This window comes from Streptomyces sp. CA-251387 (assembly GCF_050936625.1).
In the GTDB taxonomy this organism is placed as follows: domain Bacteria; phylum Actinomycetota; class Actinomycetes; order Streptomycetales; family Streptomycetaceae; genus Streptomyces.
Genome location: NZ_JBNJMJ010000001.1, coordinates 712,586 through 737,823 on the forward strand (window position 1 = coordinate 712,586; position 25,238 = coordinate 737,823).

The window sequence follows — 25,238 nt, forward strand, 5'->3', positions numbered from 1 at the left end:
GGCCTCCCGACCCGGTTATAGTTGAAGTCGGCGTCATGTTCAACCATGCTCCTGCCTCCCGGGGCCTTGACAGCCCACCTCCACGACTGAAGGCTACCGACCAGTCGGTATGAGGAGAGGGATCGTGACCGAGCTGAAGATCTCCACTGGTGCGGGCGTCTTCGACGCGATCGTCTCGGGCCCGCCCGAAGGCCGCCAGCTGCTCCTGCTGCACGGCTTCCCGCAGACCGGGTTGGTGTGGCGGGAGCAGATCGCGGCGCTGGCCGCCCACGGCTACCGGGTGGTGGCACCCGACCAACGTGGTTACTCCCCCGGCGCCCGCCCTCACCGGCCCGAGGACTACCGCATCGGCCTGCTCGTGGACGACGTGGTCGCGATCACCGAGGAACTGGGCTGGTCGGCGTTCGATCTGGTCGGCCACGACTGGGGAGGTGCGGTGGCCTGGTGGACCGCGCACGCCCACCCCGGCCGCGTGCGCACCCTGACGGTTGTCTCGACCCCGCACCCCGGCGCGCTGGCCACCACTCTGCGCACCGATGAGGATCAGCGTGAACGCTCGCGGTACATGATCGACTGGCGCGAAACACCCGCGACCGAGCAGCGCATGCTCGCCCACGACGCCCAAGAGCTACGCGCCTTCTACGCCGGGAAGGTCCCGCAGGACAGCGCCGAAGCCTACGTACGGCACCTGTCCCAGCCGGGCGCTCTCACCGCGGCGCTGAACTGGTACCGGGCCGGCCGCCCCGACAGTGCGATCGGCGTCATCGACGTGCCCACCCTGTACGTCTGGAGCACGCAGGACAGCGCGTTCGGCCCGGCGGCCGCGAGGGAGACCGGACGGTGGGTCAGCGGGCCGTACCGGTTCGAGACCCTCCAGGACGTCAGCCACTGGATCCCCGAGGAAGCGCCCGAAACGCTGAGCCTCCTGCTGCTCGACCATCTGCGAACGCACGGCGAGCAGTGAGGCGAGTACTGAACCGCAGCGAAAACCACCAAGTCCGTCGACTCCCCGAAGGTGACCCCGTGAAGACAGCGCGCGCGGCCTGGCGCCGCCTTGAGCCCGTACACGCCATGATCTACTTCGTCCCCGAGGGAAAGCGACGGTACACGGACCTCGGACTGAGCGGACGCGCCGCGTACTTCACCTCCCGGAGCGCCGCGTTCGGCAGGGCGTCCGCCGAACTGGTCATCTCGACCTTCTACAACTTCAACCCCGATCTCGTACGGCAGGCGGTCGACGGCGCCTGGGACGCGGCGACGCCACAGCAGGTGCTGGACGCGCGGTACGCCGCCGCGGGCGAAGCCCTGCGGCGGGCGGGGATCCACGAGCTGCCCGCTCTGGACGAGGTCCTGGCGCTGACCCGCAGGGCTGCCGAGGCCGCCTGCGAACATCCCCAGGGCCGCCCGCTGTTCGCCGCGCATGCCGCCCTGCCCTGGCCGGAGGAACCGGTGCTGCAGCTGTGGCACGCGCAGACGCTGCTCCGGGAGTTCCGTGGAGACGGCCACGTCGCGTGCCTGCTGAGCGAGGGCGTCGGGAGCCTGGAGTCCCTGGTTCTGCACGCTGCCACCGGTGACGTTCCCGTCGACTTCCTCAAGAAGAGCCGCGCGTGGCCCGAGGAGGAGTGGGCCGAGACCGAGGAGCGCCTGCGCACGCGAGGCCTTCTCGACGGTGACTCCCTCAGCGCGGAAGGCGTACGTCTGCGCCAGCACATCGAGGACCGCACCGACCGCCTGGCCCTTCCCGCCTACGCCGCACTGGGTGACAGCGGCTGCGAACGTCTCGCCGAACTCGCGAGCCCCTTCGGCCGCGCCGTCGTCGACGCCGGCCTCCTCAAGCTCGACTGACCAGGCACGGACCATGACCATGAGGTCGCCGAGGGGTCCGTCCACGTCGGCAGACGGCGACGGTGCGCGCGCTCGGTTCGCACGCTCGCGCCGTACGCAGCGCCGGGCCCCTCTTGCCTCTGACGAGAGCCCACCGTACGCTCACCGCCCGTACCGACTGGCCGGTATGCTGTGAATGCATCTGCACCTGAAGACGGCGGCCTGGCTGGGCTGACCGCCGATCCCGGGCAGAGACGAGGGAGAAAACCGGTGAAAGCACTGACGTACCACGGCCGTCACGACATCCGCTACGGCGATGTCCCCGACCCGGCCGTCACCCGCCCCACCGATGCGGTCATCCAGGTCACCACGGCCGGCATCTGCGGCAGCGACCTGCACATCTACCGCGGCAACCCGTTCAGCCCGGAACTGGGCTACACACCGGGACACGAGTGCGTCGGTGTGGTGGTCGACACCGGCGGCCAGGTCACCCGCTTCAAGCCCGGCGACCGGGTCCTGGTGCCCGCCTCGGTCGGCTGTGCCCTGTGCCGGTCGTGCGCGGCCGGGTTCACCGCCCGCTGCGAGCGCGCCAAGTCGAGCACGGAGCTGTGCTACGGAGTGAGCCCGCAGCTTCAGGGCAGCCAGTCCCAGGCCCTCGCGGTGCCGTACGCCGATGTCAACCTGGTGCACCTGCCCGAGGACATCTCCGACGAGGCCGCCGTCGTCCTGACGGACAACGCCCCCACCGCCTGGTACGGCTGCCGCCGTGCCCGCATCCAGCCCGGCGAGACCGTCCTGGTCGTCGGCCTCGGCCCGGTCGGCCTCATGGCCGCCCAGTCCGCCTTCGCGATGGGCGCCGCGCGGGTGCTGGGCGTGGACCTGGTCGCGGAGCGCCGCGCCTTCGCCGCCACCCTGGGCGTCGAGCCGGTCGAGGGCGAGGACACACGGACGGCCGTCCGGGACATGACCGGCGGACGCGGACCGGACGCCGTGGTGGAAGCCGTGGGCTCCGACGCCACCATCGAACTCGCCCTCAAGGCCGTCCGGCAGGCCGGCCGGGTCAGCGTCATCGGGGTCAGCCAGAACAAGGCGTTCCCCTTCCACATGGGCCTGGCGCAGATCAAGGAACTGGAGTTCGCCATCGGGCTGTGCTCGGTGCACTACGAACTCCCTCCCCTGATCGCCCTCACCCGCGCCGGCCGGCTCAAGCCCGAGGTGGTCGTCTCCCACCGCTTCGCGCTCTCCCAAGGCCCGGCAGCGTACGAACTGTTCGACGGCCGCTCCGACGGCGTCCGCAAGATCCTCCTCGACCCCACGCGCTGACCCTGTTCACAAGGGAGACAAGGTTTCGTCTCCTACAGGGCTTTTCCTGGCGCGGGTGAACTGCCCATGGGCCGGCGACTGCTCGTTCGCCGGACCGGCGTCGCTGGTACTCCACCCGCCCCGCTCTGACCGCGCCGCCGGGCGACAGCCGCGGCGCCTCGTGCACGCCCGCCGGCCCGCATGGGCCGGCCTCCGTCATCTGCTGCCGGATCGCAGCCGAGACGACGTACGTACCGCCGGAGAACGCCACGGGCGGCTGGTTCTTCCCGCGCAGGACGGCGACTTCGCGTACGCCCTGGCCCGCTCGATGCCGTCCGGAATCCCTTTCGAGCCGAACGCCTGACGCCGCCCACTTGTCGGTAGGGAGAACCGTGGTCGGCGGTGCGGGACCGGTCCCGCGCCACAGGTGTGAGTCTTCCCGGACCGGCCGACGAGCTCGCCCCGGCGATCCGGGGTCGCGTACGCACTTCGTCAACTCCCTTCCTGCTACGCATCGTTGACCCATCGGAGGAGTTCGTTTTCCACTGGTCCTTTTCGGGCACATCGGTTACCGGTCGTCCGCTCCCGGCCGGGAGAGCGCTCCGTGGGGGGATCCATGTGTGAAGACCTCGGGTTCGAAGAACTCCTCAGTGACGAGGGCTTCTTCGCATCCCTGCTCGGACCGTCGCTGTCGGCCGGCGACCGGAAGCTGCTGTACGGCCCCGACCTTCCCGTGGTCCTGCTGACCGGCGGCCCCGGCATGGGCAAGAGGCGGTTGCTGCGCGCGGTGCATGACCGTTTCGCCACCAAGGTGCCGGTGATCTATCTGGACTGCGCCTCGCCGGTGTACGCGGACCGGGCGGCGCCCGAGCCGGACGCCCGCTCGGCCGCGACCGAGGCCCTGGTCGAGGCCGCCCAACGGCTGTGCACCTGGCAGGGTCCCGGTGGCTCGTTCACCTTCCCCCGTCTCTTCACGGGCCTCGCGATGATCGCGACCGGCGTCGCGGACGGCAGTCCCAACGCGGTCGCGACGGAGATCCAACGGTACGAGAGGCTGCCCCAGAGGCAGCGCTTGCGCGGCCTGGGGGCAGGTGACTTCTGGCGGGGCGTGCTCGGCGGAATCATCCAGAACCTGCTGACGGCCCTGGGTGGGCAACTGCTCGGCCCGTACCCGGCGGCCGTGGCCAACGCGTTGCTGGACGCACTTTTCGCGCGCTTGGGACCCCGGGGCATGGCGGAACTGGAGCGGATCTACGGTGCGTATCCCGCGGCGGGCGGTCAGCCCGGCGACGGCCTGCGCAATCTCGCCGCCGACTTCAAGGCCGGCGGTGAGGCGCGGGAGCTTGCAGAAAGCTTCCTCTTCCGGGCGCTGCGCGAGGACCTGGAGGCGGCGTACGCCTCGGCGGTCGGCTGGCTGAGCCGGGTCGGCCGCACGGGGCTGCTGCTGGACCACGCCGAGTCGCCCCTGGGTGAGCAGCTGCTGCGCGCAGTGCTCACCGACCGCCGGGGCGGGCAGCGCGACCGTGTGGTGATCGTGGGCACGGCCCGCCGGGACGACGGCGGTGCCTTCCTGCACGACGGCGTGCCGCCGCGGCAGGTCGCGCCCACCATGGAGTTCCACCCTTCCGACGGTGGCCCTCCCGACTGATCCCGGCGCAGAGGCAGAGGAGCCAACCAGGCACCGCTGGCCGACGGGGTGCTCCTGCTGCGTATGCCCCTGCTCACCGGCGACCAGCTCGGCGAGGAGACCGCGCGCAGGCAGCAGCGCGCGGAGCCGGAGGGCGGCATGAACCGCCGCCGCATCGATGCCGCCGTGGCACGGCTGAGCGGCGGACGACCGCACACCGTGATCCGGCTGGCCGCCGCCACGGCCGCCTTCCGGATGCCGGCGGACGCCAATGACCGGGACATACTGGACGCCCCATTGCGACTCGCCGGCAACGGCGACCAGGAGCGGTCGGTGGCCGACGTGCTGTTGCAGGAGCTGATCCTGGATCAGCTGCCGGTGCGGCTGCCGGCCGAGCACCGCGCCGAGTGGCTCGACCTGCTCACTCATCTGTCGGTGGCGCACGACGAGGAGTGCGCGGACATCCTGCTGCGCCATCATCAGGCGGGCCGCGTACACCAGTTGACGGCTCATGATGTCGCGGAGCTGCTCACCGACACCGGATGGCCCGGTTGCGAACGGCACTTCATCGGGGACTTCGGGCTGCGCCAGCTGCTGGTGCACCGGCTGTACGGACTGAGCCCCGGCGGCGGCGCCTGGCACGCCGACCACCACCTGCTGCGGGACCACTACACGGCACGCGCGCAGGCGGGCGAGGAGGCGCCGAACGGTGGGGCGTTCCGTTCGGTCACGGCGCACCGGATGAACCACCACCTGGTGTCCGGCGGTGTGGACGAGGTGGTCGGCCATCTGGCCGCCACGCTGCCCGGCCGCCCCCAGGAGTGGTGCGCGGAGCTGCTCGAGATCGCCCAGGCGCCGTATCCGGGCGGAGCGGACGCCCGGCGGGAGCGCGCCCAGGGCATGGTGGCGGTGGACGGACCCGCGCTGCGCCGCACCGTCGACCAGTTGCTGCACGCAGTGTGGCTGTGCGAGGAGCGGACCAGGCCGACCGGGAGCGAGATGGCGGACACGCTGGCCACGTTGCTGAGACTGCTTTCGATCATGGAGTTCGACGGCGCGAGACAGCTCCGCAGGACGGCCACGGAGTGGAGCGGCTTGGCGGCGAACGAGCAGCCGTTGCTGCGCTGTACCTGTACCGGACGGCTCGGGCGAAGGAGGTGACGGGATGCCCAGATGGAGGGTGGTACCCGGGTGGAGGGGGATGCCCCGGTGGAAGAAGATCCTCTACGCGCTGCTGATCGCGGGGTCGGTCACCGCGTGCGCGGTGTTCGCCTGGTCCGCCTTCCGGAAACCGGACACCTGCGCCGACGGGATCGAGCGGATCGGCGGCGAGTGCATCGGCGTCAACGGCGACGGCTACGACTTCGGCACACCGGAGATCCGCGACGTGGCACGGGCCATCGCACGCGAGAACAAGAGGATCGAGAGTCAGCCGTACGTCACGGTGGCGATGATGCTGCCGCTCCAGTCGGAGCGGGCGGAACTGCGCCGGCAGATGCGCAGCGACCTCCAGGGCGCCTACCTGGGACAGCGGCAGGCCAACGAGGGCGAGGGGGAACCGCCGAAGATCCGGCTGGTGCTGGCCAACCCCGGGCGGAACTACGGGCAGCAGGAGCAGGTCGTGGACACCCTGCTGCGGATGGCCGACTCGGCCGAGGACCGGCTGCGTGCCGTCACAGGCTTCAACCTCAGCCTCGACGCCACGGAGGAGGCCGTCGAGCGCCTGACGGACCACCAGGTCCCGGTGCTCGCGTCCCGGATCAGCGGGGACGGGATCGCCAACAAGGACAGTGCCGACGGGATGGCGAAGCTGCGCTTCCCCGGCCTGGCCCGGATCCTGCCCACCAACCATGACGCGGCTCAGGCACTGGCCAACTTCAACGGCGAGCGGGGCCGGGAGAACGTCAAGACGGTGCTGGTCTACGACAAGCGCGCCGATGCCTACAACGAGTCGCTGGCGAAGGCGTTCAGCGGGATCGAGGAGAAGGGTCCGCCCGGTCCCGCCGCGATGTCCTTCGAGTCCCCGTCGATAGACGAGCCGGGCTCGACCGGCAACCAGTTCACCCAGATCGCCAACAACATCTGCGACTCCGAGGCCGACACCGTCTACTTCGCCGGGCGCACGCTGCATCTGCGGATCTTCGCGCTCAAGCTCGCTCAGGTGGGCTGCAAGGACCGGCACTACACCATCGTCAGCGGTTCCGACGCCGCCTCCCTGCGACAGGCCATGACGGAGAAGGACTGGGAACAGCTGCGTGGCGAGGACGGCCACGCGAAGGTGACGGTGCAGTACGCCGCCCCCGCGCACCCCGGACGCCTGGAATGCCGAGCTGGCCCGCTGGAACGACAAGTGGCACGCGGATCACGACCGCGAGCCCGCCAAGGAGGACCTCCCCCAGTACCTCACCGAGCCGAAGGCGGCCCTGGCCACCTTGGAGAAGCGGATCGAGACCACGCGCAGCGAGGGGGTGCGGCTCGGCTCCGACCCGAACCTGGAGGACTCCCGCACGATGCTCGTGTACGACGGCCTCCTCACCATCGGCAAGGCACTGCACCAGGCCCAGCAGGGCGCCGCCGAGACGGCACCCGGCCGGGAGGATGTCGGCAGACAGTGGTCGCTGCTCCAGTCCCGGCACCGGGTGCAGGGCACGAGCGGCCTCATCTGCCTCACCAGCGGCGGCAATCCGTACGACAAGCCGGCCGCGGTCGTCGAACTGGATCCGGGCCGCGCAGGCCACGGCAAGCTGAAGTTCGTCGGACTTGGCTGGCCCACCGGCCGGGAGCAGCCGAGGAACTGCGTGATTCCCAGCAGCACCCCCTGAGCGGTGTCCCGTCACCGTGATCCTTCGGGGTGCGACCGCTGGAGCAGTGCTCGCACCGACCCGACACCATGGCCGACCCGCCCGGCCACCGCCCTCAGACGGCGGCCGGCTTCCCCGGGCCGGGGACAGTGCGGAAGCGGAACGGTTCCGGTTCGCGGCCCGCCTGGACGAACCAGCACTCCCCCGCACCGTCGCCGGTGACGATCCGCAGCACCGTGTCCGCCACGACCTCGGCCGGGATGACGGGCAGTCCCTGCTCGGAAAGCATCTCGCGCAGCGGGTCGATGATCCGCGATTCGGCGAACCCCGGGCAGACCGCGTTGAAGCGCACATTGTCCGGCGCGAGAGCCGGTCCGAGGGAGCGTGCGAGTCCGACGACCGCGTGCTTGTTGGCCGCGTACAGGGGGTCGAGCGGTACCGCCGCCAGTCCCGCGAGCGAGGAGGTCGCCACGATCGCCCCTCCGCCGCGGGCTCGCAGCGCCGGCAGCACCGCGTGGGTGCCGTAGACCACGCCGTCGAGGTTGGCGCCCATCGCCCGGCGGTAGCGCGCCGGGTCGAAGTCGTCGCCGACGCCGCATCCGGTCGCCACGCCCGCGTTGAGCAGCGCGATGTCGACCCCGCCGTACTGCTCCTGGGCGAAGTCCACCAGCGCGCGGTTGGCCTCGAGGTCGGAGACGTCACAGGCGCGGAAGGAGCCGTCGACCAGGTCGGCCACCTCTCGGCCACCCCGCGCGTCCAGGTCCGCGACGACCACCCGTGCCCCGGCCTCCGCCAGCGCGAGTGCCATGGCCCGGCCGAGTCCACTGGCACCGCCGGTGACGATCGCCACCTTGCCCGCGAGCGCGGCGCCGTCCGTCTGCCCTTCCCGAAGGGCCTCGGCGGCGGTCATGCCAGCTCCAGCACGAGCTTGCCGACGTTCTCGCCGCGGAAGAGCATCTGCAGCGTCTCCGGGAAGTCGTCCACGGTGCCTCTCACCACGTGTTCCTTGACCTTGATGCGGCCGTCCGCGATCCAGGCGGAGATCTCCTGGGCGGCCTTGGCGTACTGCTTGGCGTAGTCGAAGACGACGAAGCCCTCCATGCGGGCCCGGCGCACCAGCAGCGTCAGGTAGTTGGACGGGCCCTTGACCGGGGTGGCGTTGTTGTACTGGCTGATCGCACCGCAGACCACGACGCGCGCGTGCATCGCCAGCCGGGTCAGGGCGGCGTCGAGGATGTCCCCTCCGACATTGTCGAAGTAGACGTCGATGCCGTCGGGAGCCTCCCGGCGCAGCGCCTTGCGCACATCCTCGGCGCGGTAGTCGATCGCCGCGTCGAAGCCCAGTTCGCCGGTGAGCAGCGCGCACTTCTCCGGTCCTCCGGCGATGCCCACGACCCGGCAGCCCTTGGCCTTCGCGATCTGCCCCACCATGCTGCCGACCGCGCCGGCCGCCCCGGACACCACGACGGTCTCGCCGTCCTTCAGCGCCCCGACGTCGAGGAGGCCGAAGTAGGCGGTCATGCCGGGCATGCCCAGTGCGCCGAGATACGTGGAGGGCGGGGCGAGGGAGGTGTCGATCTTCATCGCTCCCTTGCCGTCGGAGACCACGTACTCCTGGACGCCGAACGTGCCGACCACGTGATCGCCCGGCCGGTAGTCGGGGTGGTTCGAGGCGGTGACCTCGATGACCGACCCGGCACGCATCACCTCACCGATGCCGACCGGCGGGAGGTAGGAGGGGCGGTCGTCCAGCCAGCCGCGCATGGCCGGGTCAAGGGAAATGACGCACGTCCGGCCGGCGAAGAGGCCCGGGCCCGGTTCCTCGACGGGCATGGAACGGTGCTCCCAGTCCTCGGGTTTCACTTCGCCGACGGGGCGGGCTGCCAGACGGATCTGGCGGTTGGTCGCAGACATCACGTCTCCTGTCGTTCACGGCTCCACAGGTGAGAGTACCGACCGGTAGGTATGCCGTGGGTAGTGACGTGCGCCACACGCCACGAGAGGACCCTGCCGGTCAGCGGCAAGTGAGCCCACCCCCGAGGCGCTTGCCGTCGACCGGGATGGCCGAAGACTGTCGTACGGCAGCCGCCAGACGTTCTGCCCTTCCAGCGAGTACGGCTGCCACAACGCGGAGTGCTACTGCGACGAGCGCGGCCGCTTGCCGGCGCCGGCTGCGCGCGAAGTACGGCGACGACCTGGACGCGCTCGACCACGCCAGATCATCACTCGCATCTCCTGGCGCCCGGAACCGGCGTAGGTCAGCCGCCGAGCGGGACTCCCGTGGCCAGTGCTGCGGTCACGGGGTGGGACGGTGAGGTGAACAGCCGTGCGGTGGGGCCCGACTCGACTACGCGGCCCTCGGACATCACGAGCAGGGTGTCCGTGCGGTCGGCGACGAGGCGCAGGTCGTGGCTGACCAGGACCAGGGACAGGCCACGCCGGTCACGTAGATCCGCCAACAGGTCCATGACGGCGACGGTGGTGTCCGCGTCGAGGGCTGAGGTGACCTCGTCGCAGATCAGCACGTCGGGGTCGGCAGCCAGAGCGCGGGCTATGGCGACGCGTTGGCGCTGTCCGCCGGAGAGTTCGTGGGGATAGCGGTCGGCGAAGGCGGCGGGCAGGCCGACCTGGTCCAGGAGTTCCAGGACGCGGTCGGGGATCTCGACCCGCCCCGCCCGGCGGTGCAGCAGGAGCGGGCGGCGCAGGGTGGCCCCGACGGTGCGGCTGGGGTTGAGGGTGCCCAGGGGGTCCTGCGGCACGAGTTGGAGGCGGCGGCGCTGGTCGCGGGAGCGGCTGTGTGCGGTAGGGGCGAGGCGGGTTCCGTCCAGGCTGACGGTGCCGGCGCCGGCGCGGTGCAGGCCGACGAGGGTGCGCAGCAGGGTCGTCTTGCCGGAGCCGGAGGCGCCGACGATGCCGAGGCTGCTTCCGGCGCCGAGGGTGAGGTCGATGCCGTGCAGCACGGGGACGCGGCGGCCGCGGTGGAGGTGGGCGGCGTGCAGGCCGGAGGCGGTGAGCGTGGCAGGGGCGTCGTGGGGTGTGAGTGCGCGCTCGGATGGGGCGGGTGCGGGGCGCGTGGCTTGCTGGAGACGTGGGCCGGTCAGGTCCACGACGTCGTCGGCGAGCCGGGTGACCAGGTCGGGGTCGTGGCAGGACAGGCCGATGGCTATGCGGTGGCTCTCCGCGAGGTGGCGCAGGAGGTCGGCGATCTCGTCGCGCAGTGCCGGGTCGAGTCCGGCCGTGGGTTCGTCGAGGAGGAGGACGGCGGGGCGGCGGGCCAGGGCGCGGGCGAGCGCGACCCGGCGTTGCTGCCCGCCCGACAGGCCGCCGATGCGGCGGTCGGGCAGGCCGTCATCGGTGGGCAGCCGTACCTCGGCGAGCTGTGCCCGAATCGCCTCGGGCCTTTTGTCCACGGCGACTTCGGCGAGCAGGCGGCGCACCTTCATGCGCGGGTTGAGGGCGGAGCCGGGGTCCTGGCCGACGTAGGCGAGACGGTGGCGGCGCAGCGTGCGCAGGGCCGGCGCCGGGAGGGTGAGGGGGTCCTGGCCGAGGACGGTGACGCTGCCCGCGGTGCGCTCGGTGCCCGGGGGCAGGGTGCCCGTCACGGCTCGCAGCAGCGTGGTCTTGCCGCAGCCGGAGGGGCCGACGACGGCGGTGACGCGGCCGGGGGCCAGTTCGAGGTCGGACCGGTCGAGCAGGAGGCGGCCGTTCGGGGCGGTGACGGTCAGGCCGGAGACCCGGACCGCGCCCTCCCCATCGGTCATGTGGCTGTCGGAGTACCAGTCGGGCATGTGGTTCACAGTGCGGGTACCGCCTTCCGGCCGGTTGCGGGGACGAGGGCGGCGGCCGCGAGGTTGACGCTCATGGCGAGCAGGCCGATGGCGACGCTGGGGGCGAGGACGGCCCAGGGGTTGAGGAGGATGCCGGCGGAGTTCTCCCGGATCATCAACGCCCAGTCGGCGGCGGGCGGTTGGGGGCCGACCTGGAGGAAGCCGGCGGTGGCGACGAGGTAGACCGCGGCGACGAAGCGCAGCCCGAACAGCGCGAGCAGGGTGGCCCGCAGGTTGGGCAGCACCTCCCGGACCACGAGGTGTCCGAGCCGCTCGCCGCCGACGGCCGCGGCCTCCACGTATCCGGAGGCCGCCACGGGCGCGGCGGCCCCGGCGACCAGGCGCACCGCGTACGGGACGCCGAGGACGACGGACGCGGTGACGACGGCGAGCCGTCCGCCGTCCGGCCAGGACAGGGTGACCAGGAGGATGCCGAGCACGGCGGGCAGCAGCATCAGCACGTCGGCGGTGCGTTCGACGATCCGTCCGATGGCGGGGCGCAGGGCGCTGACCGCGCCGAGCACGGCGGCCACCGCGGTGACCAGGACGGCGACGAGCAGGGAGGTGACGACGAGTTCGCGCCCACCGGCGAGGACGCGGCTGAGCACGTCGCGGCCCAACTGGTCGCCGCCGAGCGGGGCGTCGCCGCCGGGTTCCGCGTACGGCGCGGTGACCGGGGCGTCGATGGCGTGCGGGGTGAGCCACGGTCCGGCCAGGGCGAGGGCGGTGAGCAGCAGCGCCGGGAGCACCCGGAGCACGACCCGGCGGCGGGCCTCGCGCAGGGGCGGTGCCGTCTTCGCGGCGGTGGTGGTCGCGGTCATGTCCGGCCTCCCGAGGCCCAGGCGCGTACGAGGTCGGCAAGCAGCAGCACACCGGTGATGACGGCTCCGGTGACGGCGACGACCCCGGCGATGAGCGGGCTGTCGCGGTCGGCGACCGCTCCGGCGAGGACGGAGCCGATACCGGGGTAGTTGAAGATGGTCTCCACCACGACCGCGCCGCCCAGCAGCATGCCGGTGGAGGTGGCGATGCCGGCCGCGATGGTGGGCAGGGCGCCGGGCAGCAGGTGGTGGGTGAGGATCCGGTGGCGGGGCAGTCCGTCGAGGACGGCGGTGTCGATGTGCGGAGCTTTGGCCTCGTCGGCGAGCGCGGCCCGGACGATCCTGGTGTTCCAGCCGATCTGCGGAACGGCCAGGGCGAGGACGGGCAGGACGAGCATCCGCCAGGAGGCGGGCGAGCCGTCGGCGTCGGTGAGGGTGACGGCGGGCAGCCAGTCGGTCCACAGGGCGAAGACGAGGACGAGGGCGACCGCGACGACGAACTCGGGCAGCGCGAGGATGCCGGTGGCGCTCGCCGAGACCCCCCGGTCGAGGCGGCCGCCCGGCTCGGCCGCCGCCCAGCAACCCAGGGCGACCGACGCGAGGAGGGTCAACAGCAGCGCGAGCCCGCCGAGCAGCAGGGTGTTGGGGAACGGGTGGGCGAGCAGGTCCGCGACCGGTTCCCCCCGTGCGGAGGTTCCCAGGTCGCCGGTGGGCAGGCCGGTCATCCAGTCCCAGAACCGTTCCGCCACCGGTCGGTCGAGGCCCAGCAGATGACGCCGCTCGGCGAGGTCGGCCGCGCTCTCGCCGCGTTCGGAGGTGGCGTTCGCCGCGTCACCCGGCAGCAGTTCGACGGCGGCGAAGACGACGGCGAGCAGCCCGGCCAGCAGCAGGATCCGGCGCGCGAGCACACCGGCCGCGAAGAGAGCCGTACGGATCACAGCCGGAACCGGCCGGGGCCCGGAGGCCGCGGCCGGTTCCTCCCGGGTCAGCGAGCCAGCCATGCCTGCTCGAGCTGAACGCGCCCGTAGCCGGGCAGGGTGGGCAGGTTGCGCACGGCCGCGCCCGCGAGATCGATGCCGTCGGCCATGCCCCACAGTACGTAGCCGGACTCGTCGTACTCGATCTGCTGGAGCTCGTGCAGCACCTTGGCCCGGGCCACCGCGTCCTCGGTCGCCATCGCCTTCTTGTACGCGGCGTCGAACTCCTTGTTCTTCCAACCGGCTTCGTTCTGCCCGGAGTCGGACACCATGGTCTTGCTGGCGAAGAACACGACCGAGTCGTTGGTGCCCCAGTAGGTGGTGTACAGGTCGCCCTTGAGCCAGGTCTTCTCCCAGAACGTGGCCGACTCCTGCTTGACCACCTCCACCTTGACGCCGGCCTCGCGGACCTGGGAGGCGAAGAGCGTGGCGGACTCGGCGAGGCCCGCGATGTCCTCGGTGGTGAGCAGCTTGTAGGTCTTCGACGTGTCGAAGCCGGCTTCCTTCAGCAGCTGCTTGGCCTTGGCCAGGTCGCGCTTGCGCTGCGGGATGTCCTTGGCGTAGGCGGGGTCGCCGGTACCGAGGATGTCGTTGGCGACGGTGCCGTAGCCGGACAGCACCTGCTTGACCATGGCCTCGCGGTCGACGGCCAGCCGCAGCGCCTCCCGCACCTTCGCGTCCGCGAACGGCCCGTCGGTGGTGCGCATGACGATCGGCATCGCCATGTCGTTGGGGCGGCGCACGATCTGGATGTCGTCACGCTTCTCGGCCGTGCGGGCCGCGACCGCGCCGACGTTGGACGCGACGTCGATCTGCCCGGCCAGCAGCGCGTTGGCCATCGCCTGCGGGCTTTCGAAGATCTTCACCTCGATGGCGTCGAGATGCACGTCGCCGCCGTACCAGTCGTCGTTGCGGACCAGGCGGGCGTTGCCGGAGCGGAACCAGTCCAGCTTGAACGGGCCTGTGCCGGGCGCCTTTCCGAGGTCCTTGTCCGCGGTGTCCTTCTTCAGCACGAACGTCGTCAGGCGGGTCAGCTGCGGCAGTTCGGCGTTGGCGTAGTCGGACACCAGGACGACGGTGTCGTCGCCCTCGGCCTTGATGTTCTCCGGCTTGATGCCGGGCAGACGGGAGGCACCCGAGGGGGTGTTGCGCAGCCGCTTCAGCGACCACACGACGTCCTCGACGGTGACCGGCGTGCCGTCGTGGAACTTCGCACCCTTGGCGAGAGTGAAGCGCCAGGTCTTCAGGTCGTCCGACGCCTGCCACTTCGCGGCGAGGCGGGGAACGGTGTTCGGCTTGGTCCCGGGGACGGTGAGGGTGTCGTGGACCAGCGAGATGATCAGGTAGTCGCTCTCGTTGGCCTGAGTGCCGTGCGGATCACGGGTGATGGCCGACGCGCGACCCAGCGCGCCCACCCGGAGGGTGCCCCCGCGCCGGGGCTTCTCGTTCGCCTTCGCCGGCGACTTGGCCGAGGTCTCGTCACCACCGCCGCAGGCGGCCAGGAGCGCGGCCGCGCCTATTCCGCCACCGGCCCACAGCACCTGGCGTCTGTTCAGGTTCACGTCGCACGACCTCGTTCCACTCACATGGGACACATTGCTTAGGTGTGCCTACCCTAAGAAGATCCTTTACGCAAGGGCCGCCGGGGCGTTTCCGATCTCTGGCGGGGTGTCAAACCGGCGCACGGATGCACTCAACGGCGCACGTATGGCGGGTAGTTCACGACAGAAGCATGAGATCCAGTAAGGCTTGCCTTACCTAAGCAGGGCTGATACGTTTCCGCAGCGATCACCCAGTCGGCCCACAGGCAGTCCACAGGCCGGCGTTCCGAGCTCCACCGCACCCCGCACCCGCACCCGCACCCGCACCCGAAAGGGATGTCTGCGCCATGCCCACGGGAGCCGCACCCGTACGGCAGCTCGCCCAGCACGATGTCGACGAGCTGACCGAGACCGCCCACAAAATCCTTGCCGACTTCGGCAGTTCGGCCGCGCGGCCGGAACTGCTCCGCCGGGTCGCGACGTCCGCCACCCGACTTGGAGAAACGATTCGTCAGGCATGTCGCCCCGTCGACACGGACGACGGCCTGTACGTCCTGCGCGGCCTGCCGGTCGACGACGGCGGAATAGGCCCCACGCCCAGCAGTTGGGCCACGGCCGGTGACCGCGCCGCCGCCTGGGACGTGATCCTGCTGCTGCTCGCCACGGCCATGGGCCACCCGATCGCCTGGGAGGGGCAGCAGGAGGGCCGCTTCGTGCACAACATCGTGCCCTCGCCCGGCCATGAGGCAGAGCAGACCGGCGCGAGCAGCACGGTGCTGCTCAGCCCGCACACCGAGGACGCCTTCCACCCCGGCCGCGCGCACCTGTTGCTGCTGGCCTGCATGCGCAACCACGACGCCGTCGCCACCACCGCCGCCAGCATCCGCAAGGTCCGCCTCGCACCGGACGATGTCGCGTTGCTGTCGCGCCCGGTGCTGCCGATCCTCCCCGACGACGCCTACGCCGAGGCACAGAGCTTCGCGGGCGAGCCGCCGAAGATCCCCGTCCTGTGGCAGACCGAGGCCGGCCCGACCCTGCGCTACGACCCCGCCTACACCCCGCTCGACCAGGCACCCGCCGACTACCGCGCCGCGTACGACCGGCTCACCGCCGAACTGGAACGCGTCTCGGTCGCCGTCGCCCTGGAGCCCGGCGACGTCCTCGTCGTCGACAACGACCTCGTCGTGCACGGCCGGGTGCCGTTCCGGGCCCGCTACGACGGCACCGACCGCTGGCTCAAGCGCGCCTCGGTACGCGTCCCCGGCCGCCGCAGCCGCCCCCTCGCCGAGGCGGACGAGCACGGCTACGGACAGGCCGCGCTCGTGGCCCTCGTCTGATCCCCCCTCAACATTCCCTGCTCCAAGCCTTCTTCTCCGAGCCTTCTTCTCCGAGCACCATCTGCTCCGAGCCATCTGCTCCGAACCTTCTGGTCCGAATCCCCTGGTACGAAGGGAACAGCCGTGACCGGCACCTCCCCACGCACGGACAACACCCCGGCCGACATACCCGCGGACGACAAGGCCCTGCGCATCCTGAGCACCGGCGACCTCGCGGGGATCGACATCTCCCTGACCGACGTGGTCGACGTGGTCGAGCAGGCGTACCGCACCCTCGCCGACGGCAAGTCCGCCAACCCGCGCAAGCTCACCGTCAAGCCCGAGGACGGCCACTCCGTCTCGTACGCCATGCTCGGCCGCGACGGCGTCCGCGAGGTCGTCGCCATCAAGACGTCCTACAAGCACGGCCTGGACCGCTCGCGCGACGAACAGCACTACTACACGACCCTCACGATCTACGACGACACGACCGGCCTGCCCCTCGCGATGATGGACTGCGGCCGCATCGGCTCGCTGCGCACCCCGGCCGTCTCGGCGCTGCTGGCCCGCGAGTGCGCGCCGCCCGGCAGCCGCAGCGCCCTCGTGATCGGCACCGGCACCCAGGGCCGCCTCGCGCTGCCATTCCTGCTCACCACTCTGCCCCAGCTGGACCGTCTCATGGTCTACGGGACCCACCCCGACGGTCTGACCGCGGTCCGTGAACGGCTCCACCACTACTTCCCCGAGCGGGAGTTGGAGATCGTGGACGACGTACGGGCCGCCGCGGCCGACGCCGACGTGGTGGTCGCCACCGCCGGACAGCACACGCCCGCGGCCGTCGAGGCCGCCGACCTGAAACCGGGCGCCCTGTCGATCCTCGTGGGCCACGGCATCGCCCCGTCCACCCTGCAGCAGGCGGACCGGGTCATCGCCACCAGCGAGGCGCAGATGAAGGTCACCGGCACCGACATGGCCGACGCCGACGGCAACTTCCCCGCCGTGGACGCGGAGTTCCCGGAGGTCGTCGCGGGCCGTGCGGAGGGCCGGCGCTCGGCCGACGAGCGGATCTTCGCGTACAACAGCGGCCTGGTCGTCACCGACATCGCGCTCGGGCACCGCTTCGCGCAGCTGGCCATCGAGCAGGGCCTGGGAACGCGGGTGCGGCTGTGGCAGTGACGTCCCATACCATGGGTGCTCCGCCGCTGCCCGCCCATCCGGATCCGCAGCTCGACGCGATCCTCGGCAGCGGACTCCCGCACGAGCTGTCGTACGCGCTCGGCGGCCCGTTCCACCTGCTGCTGCCCGACCGGTTCGACGCCAACGTGGCGGCCTTCGAGCAGGCGTTGACCGAGGCCGGTGTCGAAGGCCGGGTGTACTACGCGAAGAAGGCCAACAAGGCCGCCGCCTGGATGGACCGCTGCGCACTGTCCGGCACGGGCGTGGACGTGGCCGCCGCCGGTGAGCTGCGTGACGCGCTCGGGCACGGGGTGCGCGGTGAGGACGTCGTGGTCACCGGGCCCACCAAAGCCGAGGGTCTCCTGCGGGTCGCCGTTCTGCAGGGCTGCCTGATCGCCGTCGACGCACTCGACGAACTGGAACGCGTCGTCGCGCAGGCGCAGGCCGCCGCACGTCCGGCGCGCGTGCTGTTGCGGCGGCTGCCACCGGCCCAGCCGCACAGCCGCTTCGGGCTGGACGACCGGGAGCTGGAGTCCGCTCTCGCCCGGTGCGCCGAGGCCGCTGAGGCCGTCGTGCTGGAGGGCTTCTCCTTCCATCTGTCCGGCTACGACCCCCAACAGCGCGCCGACTTGGCGGGCGAACTGGTCGAACTCTGCCTCAAGGCACGGGTTCTGGGGCTGCGCGCGGACCGGATCAGCATCGGCGGCGGGTTCGCCGTCGACTACACCGCCGCCGAGCACTGGGAACGCTTCCTGCGCGAGCAGCGGCCCGACCACTACCACGCGGGCAAGTCCTTCGCCGCGTCGGACTTCTACCCGTACCACTCACCCGTGGCCGGGGCCGACGCCCTGCGCGCGGTCCTGGCCGCGCGCCCGGGCGGATCCGGCCGGCCCCTGGCCGAGCGGCTGCGCGAGGCCGGGGTGGCGCTGCTGCTGGAGCCGGGGCGGGCGCTGCTGGATCGGGCCGGCTGCACGGTCTTCCGCGTGCAGGGCGTCAAGGACCGACCCTCCGGATACGGCATCCTCACCGTGGACGGCAGCAGCCTCAGCTTGTCCGAGCAGTGGTTCAACAGCGAGTACCTGCCGGATCCGGTGCTGCTGCCCGCCCACGCGTCCCCCGGTGAGCCGTACGCGGCCTGTGTCGGCGGCGCCACCTGTCTGGAGTCCGACATGGTCACCTGGCGGAAGGTGCGCTTCCCTGCCCGCCCGGCCGCCGGGGACCTGCTCGTCTACCCCAACACCGCCGGGTACCAGATGGACTCCAACGAGTCCCCCTTCCATGAGCTTCCGCTCCCCCCGAAGGTCGTCCTCGACACCGCCGGCGGTACGACTCGCTGGCGGCTCGACCGCCATCCACTCGCCTGACTCTCTCCCCGAAACCTGGAGCCATCCGATGGACAAGGCGCTCTCGCGTCCCGCCGTGGTCAGCCGTGTCTCCGACCTCATCGGCCACACCCCCCTGTTCGAGCTGTGCCGCACCGACACCGGCAGCCGACTGCTGCTGAAACTGGAGCAGTTCAACCCGACCGGCACCGCGAAGATCCGCATGGCCCGGCAGATGGTCCTCGACGCCGAGGATCGCGGTCTGCTGCGCCCCGGCGGCCGTATCGTCGAATCCACCTCCGGCAACACCGGCCTCGGCCTCGCCGTCATCGCCGCCGAGCGCGGCTACACCTTCACCGCGGTCGTCGACCACCACGCCGCCATCGACAAACTGCGCGGCATGAAGGCGCTCGGCGCCGAACTCGTCTACGTCGCCGAGGAGGGCGACGAGGAACTGGCCACGGCGGCCCGTGAGGAGTTCGCCGAGAAGCTGGCGGCCGAGAGCGACAACGCCTACTTCACCGAGCAGCACAACAACCCCGCCAACGGGGACGGTTACCGGCCGGTGGCGCATGAACTCGACGCCGCGCTGGACGGCCGTATCGACATCCTGATAGGCGCCGTGGGAACCGGCGGCGGACTCTTCGGGACCGGCGGGGAACTGCGTAAGACCGTGCCCGGGGTGCGGATCGTCGGCGTCGAGCCGAAGGGGTCGATCGCCTTCGGGCCACCCGCCCACGACTACTACCAGTCCGGCACGGGCACCCCCGAGGGCGCCACCATCGGCGCCATGGTCGACTACGACCTGCTGGACGAGGGAGTCAAGGTCGGCGACATCGAGGCTTTCGCCACCGCACGGGTGCTGGCCCGTCGTCTCGGCCTCCTCATCGGCGGCTCCGCGGGCGGGGTCGTGTACCAGGCGCTGACCCGGATGTCCTCGCTCGCGCCGGGCACGACTATGGTCGCGCTGATCAACGACGGAGGCGAGAAGTACATGGACACCGTCTTCAACGACGACTGGATGAACGCCCGCCATCTCATCGACCCGCCCGTCGAGCGCGAAATCGACGAGCTGCTGGCCAAACTCCGCGAGGTCTGAGGCCATGCGGATCCCGATGCCGAACCCACCCCGCGAGAACTGACACCGATGCCGACACCGACACCGCTCACCACTCTGCTCCGGGACAGCCGCGCCCTGGCGACCCTGGCCGTACCACTCGCCCTGACCCAGCTCGCCCAGGTCGCCCTGACCACCACCGACACGGTGATGATGGGCCTGATGGGCGCCGAGGCGCTGGCCGGCGGCGGCCTGGCGATGGTCGTCTTCAACCAGCTGCGCACCATGGGCGTCGGCCTGGTCACCGCTGTGGGCAACCAGGTGTCCGCGGCCTCCGCCCGCGCCGACGAGGACGAGGAGCTCACCGAGCCGGCGCGGGAGGAGGTCCGGGACGTGGTCCGTGCCGCGCTGGCGCTGGCCACCCTGGCCGGTGTGGTCGGCGCCCTCATCATCCTGCTGATCGGCCGGGCCGTTGCCTATCTCGGCCAGGACCCCGAGGTCGTCGACACCGCCTGGCCGGTACTGCTCGCCCTCGCGCCCGGTCTGATCCCCTGCCTGTGGTTCCAGGCGATACGGCAGTTCACGGTGGGCATGCGCCGACCGCAGGCCCTGCTCCAGATCACCATCGCCTCGGTGGCCGTCAACGCGGGCCTCAACTGGGCGCTCATCCACGGAACTTGGGTGTTCCCCGAGCTGGGTCTGCCCGGCATCGGCATCTCCACCTCGCTGGTCTACCTGCTGACCTGCCTCGCCCTGTACGCCTCGGCCCGCCGCGACCCCCGGCTCGCCCCACTCCTGGACGTCCGGATCTGGAAGGCCCGCCCGGCCACCCTGCGCCGCCTGACCGGCCTTGGTGTGCCGATCGCCGCCACCTATGGCTCCGAGGCGGGCTTCTTCTCCGTCGTCGCCCTGCTGATCGGCGCCTTCGGCAGCGCCGCGCTGGCCGCCCACACCGCCGTCAACCAGCTGATCTACATCGTCTTCCAGATCGCCGTCGGCCTGTCCCACGCCGCGTCCCTCAACGTCAGCCGCGAACTCGCCCTCGACCGGATCGACGCCGCCCGGCGCATCAAGAACACGGCGCTCGCGTGCGCGGCGGCCGTGATGGCCGTGGTCGGCGTCGTCTACCTCACCGTCCCCGGCCTGGTGCTGCGCCCGTTCCTCGACCCGTCGTCCGCCGACGGGCACAGCGCGACCGACATCGCCACGAACCTGTTGCTGGTCGCGGCCGTCCTCCAGTTCTTCGACTGCACCCAGAACATCGGCGTCGGCCTGCTGCGCGGCCTGGACGACACCAAGAGCGGCTTCCGCATCACGCTCGTCGGCTACTGGCTCATCGGCCTGCCCGCCGCCTGGTTGTTCGGGAACCTCGCCGGCCTGGAGACCGTCGGCGTCTGGCTCGGCCTGCTCACCGGCCTCGCCGCCACCGCCCTGCTCCTGCTGCGCCGCTACGGCCGGGCTCTGTCCCTACGGGCGACCGCGCAGCCGGCCGTCGCGTGAAGCTCACGGCTCTGCCGAGCCCGAGGGCACCCCGATGCCTGCGGCCAGTTCGAAGAAGACGTGCCGCGCCGGCCGATGAATGGTGCACTCGGTGTATGGGCCATGTCCGGACCGACCCCGTAGGCAGCATTCCCGGGCCACGCCCGGAGCTGATCACCATCGGTCACGGCACTGCCGATCGAACAACGCTGGCGAAGCTTCTGCGGGACGCCGGTGTCGTCGCCGTCGTGGACGTCAGGACCGCGCCCGGCAGTCGCCGGGACCCGGACCTGTCACGGCAGCGGCTGGCCCAGTGGATGCCCGAGGAGGAGATCGCCTACCGGTGGGAGCGGAGGTTGGGCGGGTGGCGCAAGCCGTCGCCGGACTCACCCGACACCGTCTGGCGCAACGAGTCCTTCCGTGGCTACGCCGCGCATACGCGCAGCTTGGAGTTCGTCGCCGCGATGGATGTCCTGATGCGGCAGGCACGTGAGGAGCGCACGGCGGTGATGTGCAGTGAGGCGGTGTGGTGGCGATGCCACCGGCGCTTGATCGCCGACTTCGCCGTCCTGGCCCGCGGCGCGCTCGTCCGGCACCTGATGCACAACGGACGCCTCACGGCGCACACCCCGACGCCAGGTGTGCGCCTTCGCGGGGACGGCCTCGTCGTCTACGACGCCGGTCCACAAGCCGCCGGGTGAGGTCACCTGCCCGAGTACCTGCCATGCACTACCAGCAGACGAAGAAGCTGCTGGGACGTGTTCAGGGCCGCCGCCAGGCATCGTCTCGGAGATGGGAACCTGCCTGCGGTCCCATCCGCACCATCCCCCCGTCCACCACCCACGAGGCACCTGTGACATAGGACGCCTCCGGACCGGCGAGGAAGGAGATCACGGCTGCGACCTCGCGAGCGTCACCGGGACGGCCCAGTGGCACGCCGGGCCGCCGTTCGGTGGTGACGTCGGTGTCCGTCTGGCCTGTCATCGGTGTGGCGATCTCACCCGGAGCGACGGCGTTGACGGTGATCCCGTGCTCGGCCAGTTCCAGCGCCATGACCTGGGTGAGCAGCCCGAGCCCGCCCTTGGCGGCACAGTACGGCGCGGCGCCCACGCGGGGCTGGTGCTCGTGGACACTGGTGACGTTGATGATCCTGCCGCCGTCTCCTTGGTCGATCATGCGGTGGGCAGCGCGCTGTCCGCACAGGAAGGGCCCGACCAGGTCGACGTCGATGACGTGGCGGACGGTGTTCAGGTCGAGATCCAGGAACGGCGCCATGGTGCCGGTCCCGGCATTGTTCACCAGTACGTCGATCCGGCCGAGTTCGTCTGCCAGCCGATCGATGACCCCCGCGGCCTCTGGGAGCCGGGTGAGGTCCAGCTGCTCGATCGCGGCGCGGCGCCCGGCGGCCCGTACCTCGTCCGCCGTCCGCCGTGCCCCTACGTGATCGCGGTGCCAGGTGATGCCGATGTCCATGCCGGCCTCCGCCAGCCGGACCGCCGTGGCCCGACCGATACCCGAGTCCGATCCGGTGATCAGGGCCACAGGGGCAATCCGAGGGCCTGGAGTGTCCTGATGCGGTTCCATGAAGGGCTCCAGTGTCACGTGTGATGCGGAGGTCGGCGTACCGCACGGACAGCCCGACCCAGGGAGGAGTGAAGGAGCCTGCGCTGCCGGGTCGTCCGATGCCGCAGGGCGTACGAGGCGGAGGGCGGCATCGGCCGAGCGGTTTCCGGCCGGGCACCGACCTCGTCTCGACGGCGCCGTCATTCGCGCTCCGCGTTCCTACTGTTCCGTTGCCCGAATACCCGCACCGCGTACCCCTCAGGTGCCCCACGACACCGGGCCTGGCTGAGTCCGGAGCATCACGGCGTCCGGACGTACAACACCCGAGTCCCCGTCGTGAACCGGGCGAGCACGTCCGGCAGCGGGTCGATGCCGATGCCCGGGGCGGTGGGGACGGGCAGGTAGCCGTCCTGGAGGACGAAGGGTTCGGTGATGTCCTCGGCGAAGTACCGGCTGGAGGCGGAGGTGTCGCCGGGGAGGGTGAAGCCCGGGAGGGCGGCGAGCGCCAGGTTGGGGGCGCGGCCGATGCCCGTCTCCAGCATTCCGCCGCACCACACCGGCACTCCGTGGGCGGCGGCCACCTCGTGGATGCGACGGGCTTCCGGATAGCCGCCGACGCGGGCCGGTTTGACGTTGACGACGCGGCAGGCGTCCATCGCGATCGCGGACGCCGCGTCGCGCGCGGAGTGGATCGACTCGTCCAGGCAGACCGGGGTGGCCAGACGCTTCTGAAGTTGGGCATGAGCGTGGAGGTTGTTCTCCTCCAGCGGTTCCTCGATCAGCAGCAGCCCGAAGTCGTCGAGCCCGCGCAGGTGCTCGGCGTCGGCGAGCGTGTAGGCGGTGTTGGCGTCGACCTGGAGCGGGAGTTGGTCGCCGAAGCGTTCGCGTACGGCGCGCACCGGCTCGACGTCCCAGCCCGGCTCGATCTTCAGCTTGATGCGGAGGTAGCCCTCGGCGAGGTACCGCTCGACGTCGTCGAGCAGTTCGGGCACGGAGTTCTTGATGCCGACCGAGACCCCGGCGGGCACCCGTTCGTGGACCGAACCGAGGAAGGTCGCAAACGACATGCCGTAGGAGCGCAGTTCGGCGTCCAGGAGGGCGGTTTCCAGGGCGGCCTTGGCGAGTTCGTGGCCCTTGACGGAGGCCATGGCGGGGGCGACGGCCGCGGTCGTCGGCTCGGGCAGGGCCGCGACGCGCGGCAGCAGGAAGTCCCGGATGACGATCTCGGCGCCGGCGACGAACTCCGAGCAGTACAGCGGCTGCGGGTCGGCGGCGAACTCCGACCAACCCTCGGCCTCGTCGGTCACGACGTGCAGCAGGAAAGTGTCCTTGCTGGTCATCGTCCCGAAGGAGGTCCGGAACGGGGTGACGAGCGGGATGGCGACGTGGAGCAGTTCAACGCGTTCGAGCTTCATTCCTGCTCCTCGGAAGCGGATTCGGAGAGGTCGGAAGGGTCAGAGGGGTCGGAGGTGTCGGTGGGGTCGGAGGGGTCGGTCGGGTCGGAGAACGGGCGGCGGGTCAGCAGGTACCAGCCGTCGCGGGACATGGCCGTCGCGTGCAGGCCCTCGGCGTACGCCTCGGTGAAGGCCTCGCGTACGGCGTGCCGCCAGTCGAGCGCGAGCGCCGGGTCGGCGGCGCGCAGCGCGACGATGTCCTCGGGCACGCGGCACCACAGCCTGTCCGCGTCGCGCAGGGCGAGCGGGCCGCCGTCCGGTGCCCGGCGCACGACATCGGCGGCCGAGCGGCCCCCGGCAGGGTCGTCGGTCCGCGTCGTCCCCGTCACGAGGTCCCACACGACGGTCAGCCGGTCGCTCTCGTCGCCGTCGTTCACGCCGTCGCTCATCGGGCCGTAGAAGTCGACCAGGTACTCGCTGCCGACAGCGCCCAGTTTGACCAGGTTGAAGCGGGCGTTGCGGCTGACCAGCGGGTCGAAGGTCCAGCGCATGGTGGTGGCGCCCCGCTCCAGCGCCCACTGCCGCTGGGCCTGCTTGACCGCGAAGCCGACGCCCCGGCCGGACGCGGTCGCCGCGGCCACGAACGAGTACACGTCCCGCTCGGCGGGTGGCCCGAACACCGCGACCGCCGCGCCGGCGAGCCGTTCGCCCGACGGCCCGTCGGCGGAGTACGCCGCATGCACCGCGCCACCGGCGTGCACCAGGCTGTGCAGCACCTCCGAGGGGTAGGGCGGGGTGGCGCGCGGTGTCTGCCACACATCGGCGAAGAAGTCGGCCACGGCACGGATACCGGCCACGTCGTGCACGGTACGGACCGTGACCCCGGCGGCACGGGCCGCGGCCTCGGCGAGGGCGCCCGCGTTCGGCGTACCGTCCGCCGGACCGGACCCAGCGGCGGAGCTCGTCACAGGTGTCATGCCCCGAGTCTCCAGGCCGACGAGCTGTCGGCCATTGTCGTCGGGGACAATGAGATCCCCTATCTCTGTTGCGATCGGCCAAGGCCCTCAGCCTTCGCCGTCCGATAAAAACGCCAATCGTCCCCATCTGACTGTGTCCCACCGGAGAGACCGCCCCGCCCATGGACGCCTGCACCCTCGACGAGCTTCTCGACACCCTCGGCGAGCCCATGTTCCGTGTGCTCACCGCCCCGG

Annotated in this window: 21 protein-coding genes and 1 pseudogene; 13 read left to right on the forward strand and 9 right to left on the reverse strand. The window is 71.3% G+C overall.

Features of this window, described 5'->3' with window-relative positions; all coding sequences use genetic code 11:
• Positions 1-124: 124 nt before the first annotated feature.
• The 6 genes from ACQEV2_RS03155 (at position 125) to ACQEV2_RS03180 (ending at position 7,595) form a co-directional block, all read left to right on the forward strand.
• The gene (locus ACQEV2_RS03155) at positions 125-964 is read left to right on the forward strand and encodes an alpha/beta fold hydrolase (RefSeq protein WP_433036280.1); all 840 of its coding nucleotides are present in this window, start codon (positions 125-127) and stop codon (positions 962-964) included.
• A gap of 59 nt (positions 965-1,023) precedes the next feature.
• Entirely contained in the window at positions 1,024-1,845 is an 822-nt protein-coding gene (locus ACQEV2_RS03160; protein WP_433036282.1) for an SCO6745 family protein, read from the forward strand.
• A 249-nt stretch (positions 1,846-2,094) separates the two neighbouring features.
• Positions 2,095-3,147 (forward strand): alcohol dehydrogenase catalytic domain-containing protein, encoded by a 1,053-nt coding sequence (locus ACQEV2_RS03165; RefSeq protein ID WP_433036284.1) that lies wholly within the window; start codon positions 2,095-2,097, stop codon positions 3,145-3,147.
• Positions 3,148-3,742: 595 nt separating this feature from the next.
• Complete coding sequence (locus tag ACQEV2_RS03170) at positions 3,743-4,774, forward strand: hypothetical protein (RefSeq protein WP_433036286.1); 1,032 nt, start codon at positions 3,743-3,745, stop codon at positions 4,772-4,774.
• Between the two features lie 63 nt (positions 4,775-4,837).
• A complete protein-coding gene (locus ACQEV2_RS03175) occupies positions 4,838-5,914 on the forward strand; it encodes a hypothetical protein (RefSeq protein WP_433036288.1) in 1,077 nt (358 codons plus the stop codon).
• Positions 5,915-5,954: 40 nt separating this feature from the next.
• On the forward strand, positions 5,955-7,595 hold the full coding sequence (locus ACQEV2_RS03180; protein ID WP_433036290.1) for an amino acid ABC transporter substrate-binding protein: 1,641 nt from the start codon (positions 5,955-5,957) through the stop codon (positions 7,593-7,595).
• 74 nt (positions 7,596-7,669) lie between these two features.
• Here ACQEV2_RS03180 and ACQEV2_RS03185 read toward each other — a convergent pair whose 3' ends face one another.
• Together ACQEV2_RS03185 and ACQEV2_RS03190 are read right to left on the reverse strand one after the other, a co-directional pair.
• Positions 7,670-8,464 carry an SDR family NAD(P)-dependent oxidoreductase gene (locus tag ACQEV2_RS03185; protein ID WP_433036292.1) on the reverse strand — a complete coding sequence of 265 codons (795 nt, stop codon included), beginning with the start codon at positions 8,462-8,464 and terminating at the stop codon, positions 7,670-7,672.
• Complete coding sequence (locus tag ACQEV2_RS03190) at positions 8,461-9,468, reverse strand: NADP-dependent oxidoreductase (RefSeq protein WP_433036294.1); 1,008 nt, start codon at positions 9,466-9,468, stop codon at positions 8,461-8,463. Before ACQEV2_RS03190 ends, ACQEV2_RS03185 begins: the two co-directional genes overlap by 4 nt.
• Before the next feature lie 121 nt (positions 9,469-9,589).
• Here ACQEV2_RS03190 and ACQEV2_RS03195 point away from each other — a divergent pair.
• A pseudogene (locus ACQEV2_RS03195) lies at positions 9,590-9,770 on the forward strand (beta-galactosidase); the annotation flags it as partial.
• 42 nt (positions 9,771-9,812) lie between these two features.
• Here the strand turns inward: ACQEV2_RS03195 and ACQEV2_RS03200 are convergent.
• Genes ACQEV2_RS03200 through ACQEV2_RS03215 form a run of 4 tightly spaced genes read right to left on the reverse strand, consistent with a single transcriptional unit; the run spans position 9,813 to position 14,741 of the window.
• Positions 9,813-11,351 carry an ABC transporter ATP-binding protein gene (locus ACQEV2_RS03200; protein ID WP_433036296.1) on the reverse strand — a complete coding sequence of 513 codons (1,539 nt, stop codon included), beginning with the start codon at positions 11,349-11,351 and terminating at the stop codon, positions 9,813-9,815.
• Positions 11,348-12,202, reverse strand: a complete 855-nt coding sequence (locus tag ACQEV2_RS03205; protein ID WP_433036298.1) for an ABC transporter permease — start codon at positions 12,200-12,202, stop codon at positions 11,348-11,350. The genes ACQEV2_RS03200 and ACQEV2_RS03205 overlap by 4 nt, the downstream gene beginning before the upstream one ends.
• A complete protein-coding gene (locus ACQEV2_RS03210; protein ID WP_433036300.1) occupies positions 12,199-13,203 on the reverse strand; it encodes an ABC transporter permease in 1,005 nt (334 codons plus the stop codon). The genes ACQEV2_RS03205 and ACQEV2_RS03210 overlap by 4 nt, the downstream gene beginning before the upstream one ends.
• Positions 13,188-14,741: an ABC transporter substrate-binding protein gene (locus ACQEV2_RS03215; RefSeq protein ID WP_433036302.1), complete on the reverse strand. Its 1,554-nt coding sequence runs from the start codon at positions 14,739-14,741 to the stop codon at positions 13,188-13,190. Before ACQEV2_RS03215 ends, ACQEV2_RS03210 begins: the two co-directional genes overlap by 16 nt.
• 326 nt (positions 14,742-15,067) lie before the next feature.
• Between ACQEV2_RS03215 and ACQEV2_RS03220 the strand changes: the two genes are divergently transcribed.
• The 6 genes from ACQEV2_RS03220 to ACQEV2_RS03245 all read left to right on the forward strand — a co-directional run bounded on the left by ACQEV2_RS03220 (position 15,068) and on the right by ACQEV2_RS03245 (position 21,771).
• Complete coding sequence (locus ACQEV2_RS03220; protein WP_433036304.1) at positions 15,068-16,057, forward strand: TauD/TfdA family dioxygenase; 990 nt, start codon at positions 15,068-15,070, stop codon at positions 16,055-16,057.
• Between the two features lie 123 nt (positions 16,058-16,180).
• Positions 16,181-17,212 carry an ornithine cyclodeaminase family protein gene (locus tag ACQEV2_RS03225; RefSeq protein ID WP_433036306.1) on the forward strand — a complete coding sequence of 344 codons (1,032 nt, stop codon included), beginning with the start codon at positions 16,181-16,183 and terminating at the stop codon, positions 17,210-17,212.
• A gap of 11 nt (positions 17,213-17,223) precedes the next feature.
• Entirely contained in the window at positions 17,224-18,576 is a 1,353-nt protein-coding gene (locus tag ACQEV2_RS03230) for an alanine racemase (protein WP_433036308.1), read from the forward strand.
• Between the two features lie 28 nt (positions 18,577-18,604).
• The gene (locus tag ACQEV2_RS03235) at positions 18,605-19,633 is read left to right on the forward strand and encodes a cysteine synthase family protein (RefSeq protein ID WP_433036310.1); all 1,029 of its coding nucleotides are present in this window, start codon (positions 18,605-18,607) and stop codon (positions 19,631-19,633) included.
• 48 nt (positions 19,634-19,681) lie between these two features.
• Positions 19,682-21,091, forward strand: a complete 1,410-nt coding sequence (locus ACQEV2_RS03240) for an MATE family efflux transporter (RefSeq protein ID WP_433036312.1) — start codon at positions 19,682-19,684, stop codon at positions 21,089-21,091.
• A gap of 95 nt (positions 21,092-21,186) precedes the next feature.
• The gene (locus ACQEV2_RS03245) at positions 21,187-21,771 is read left to right on the forward strand and encodes a DUF488 domain-containing protein (RefSeq protein ID WP_433036314.1); all 585 of its coding nucleotides are present in this window, start codon (positions 21,187-21,189) and stop codon (positions 21,769-21,771) included.
• Between the two features lie 61 nt (positions 21,772-21,832).
• On the opposite strand, the gene ACQEV2_RS03250 is transcribed toward ACQEV2_RS03245, so the two are convergent.
• The 3 genes from ACQEV2_RS03250 to ACQEV2_RS03260 all read right to left on the reverse strand — a co-directional run bounded on the left by ACQEV2_RS03250 (position 21,833) and on the right by ACQEV2_RS03260 (position 25,004).
• On the reverse strand, positions 21,833-22,654 hold the full coding sequence (locus ACQEV2_RS03250; protein WP_433036316.1) for an SDR family oxidoreductase: 822 nt from the start codon (positions 22,652-22,654) through the stop codon (positions 21,833-21,835).
• 278 nt (positions 22,655-22,932) lie between these two features.
• A complete protein-coding gene (gene menC / locus ACQEV2_RS03255; RefSeq protein WP_433036318.1) occupies positions 22,933-24,048 on the reverse strand; it encodes an o-succinylbenzoate synthase in 1,116 nt (371 codons plus the stop codon).
• A complete protein-coding gene (locus tag ACQEV2_RS03260) occupies positions 24,045-25,004 on the reverse strand; it encodes a chorismate synthase (RefSeq protein ID WP_433036320.1) in 960 nt (319 codons plus the stop codon). The genes menC and ACQEV2_RS03260 overlap by 4 nt, the downstream gene beginning before the upstream one ends.
• Positions 25,005-25,238: the final 234 nt, after the last annotated feature.

Excerpts from the sequence above, each read along its gene's own strand:
- ACQEV2_RS03230 (WP_433036308.1), top strand. The coding sequence starts at position 17,224 with ATGGGTGCTCCGCCGCTGCCCGCCCATCCGGATCCGCAGCTCGACGCG.
- ACQEV2_RS03210 (WP_433036300.1), bottom strand. The coding sequence starts at position 13,203 with ATGGCTGGCTCGCTGACCCGGGAGGAACCGGCCGCGGCCTCCGGGCCC.
- ACQEV2_RS03240 (WP_433036312.1), top strand. The coding sequence starts at position 19,682 with ATGCCGACACCGACACCGCTCACCACTCTGCTCCGGGACAGCCGCGCC.
- ACQEV2_RS03205 (WP_433036298.1), bottom strand. The coding sequence starts at position 12,202 with ATGACCGCGACCACCACCGCCGCGAAGACGGCACCGCCCCTGCGCGAG.
- ACQEV2_RS03170 (WP_433036286.1), top strand. The coding sequence starts at position 3,743 with ATGTGTGAAGACCTCGGGTTCGAAGAACTCCTCAGTGACGAGGGCTTC.
- ACQEV2_RS03250 (WP_433036316.1), bottom strand. The coding sequence starts at position 22,654 with ATGGAACCGCATCAGGACACTCCAGGCCCTCGGATTGCCCCTGTGGCC.
- ACQEV2_RS03260 (WP_433036320.1), bottom strand. The coding sequence starts at position 25,004 with ATGACACCTGTGACGAGCTCCGCCGCTGGGTCCGGTCCGGCGGACGGT.
- ACQEV2_RS03185 (WP_433036292.1), bottom strand. The coding sequence starts at position 8,464 with ATGACCGCCGCCGAGGCCCTTCGGGAAGGGCAGACGGACGGCGCCGCG.
- menC (WP_433036318.1), bottom strand. The coding sequence starts at position 24,048 with ATGAAGCTCGAACGCGTTGAACTGCTCCACGTCGCCATCCCGCTCGTC.
- ACQEV2_RS03235 (WP_433036310.1), top strand. The coding sequence starts at position 18,605 with ATGGACAAGGCGCTCTCGCGTCCCGCCGTGGTCAGCCGTGTCTCCGAC.
- ACQEV2_RS03180 (WP_433036290.1), top strand. The coding sequence starts at position 5,955 with ATGCCCCGGTGGAAGAAGATCCTCTACGCGCTGCTGATCGCGGGGTCG.
- ACQEV2_RS03220 (WP_433036304.1), top strand. The coding sequence starts at position 15,068 with ATGCCCACGGGAGCCGCACCCGTACGGCAGCTCGCCCAGCACGATGTC.
- ACQEV2_RS03245 (WP_433036314.1), top strand. The coding sequence starts at position 21,187 with ATGGGCCATGTCCGGACCGACCCCGTAGGCAGCATTCCCGGGCCACGC.
- ACQEV2_RS03190 (WP_433036294.1), bottom strand. The coding sequence starts at position 9,468 with ATGTCTGCGACCAACCGCCAGATCCGTCTGGCAGCCCGCCCCGTCGGC.
- ACQEV2_RS03175 (WP_433036288.1), top strand. The coding sequence starts at position 4,838 with ATGCCCCTGCTCACCGGCGACCAGCTCGGCGAGGAGACCGCGCGCAGG.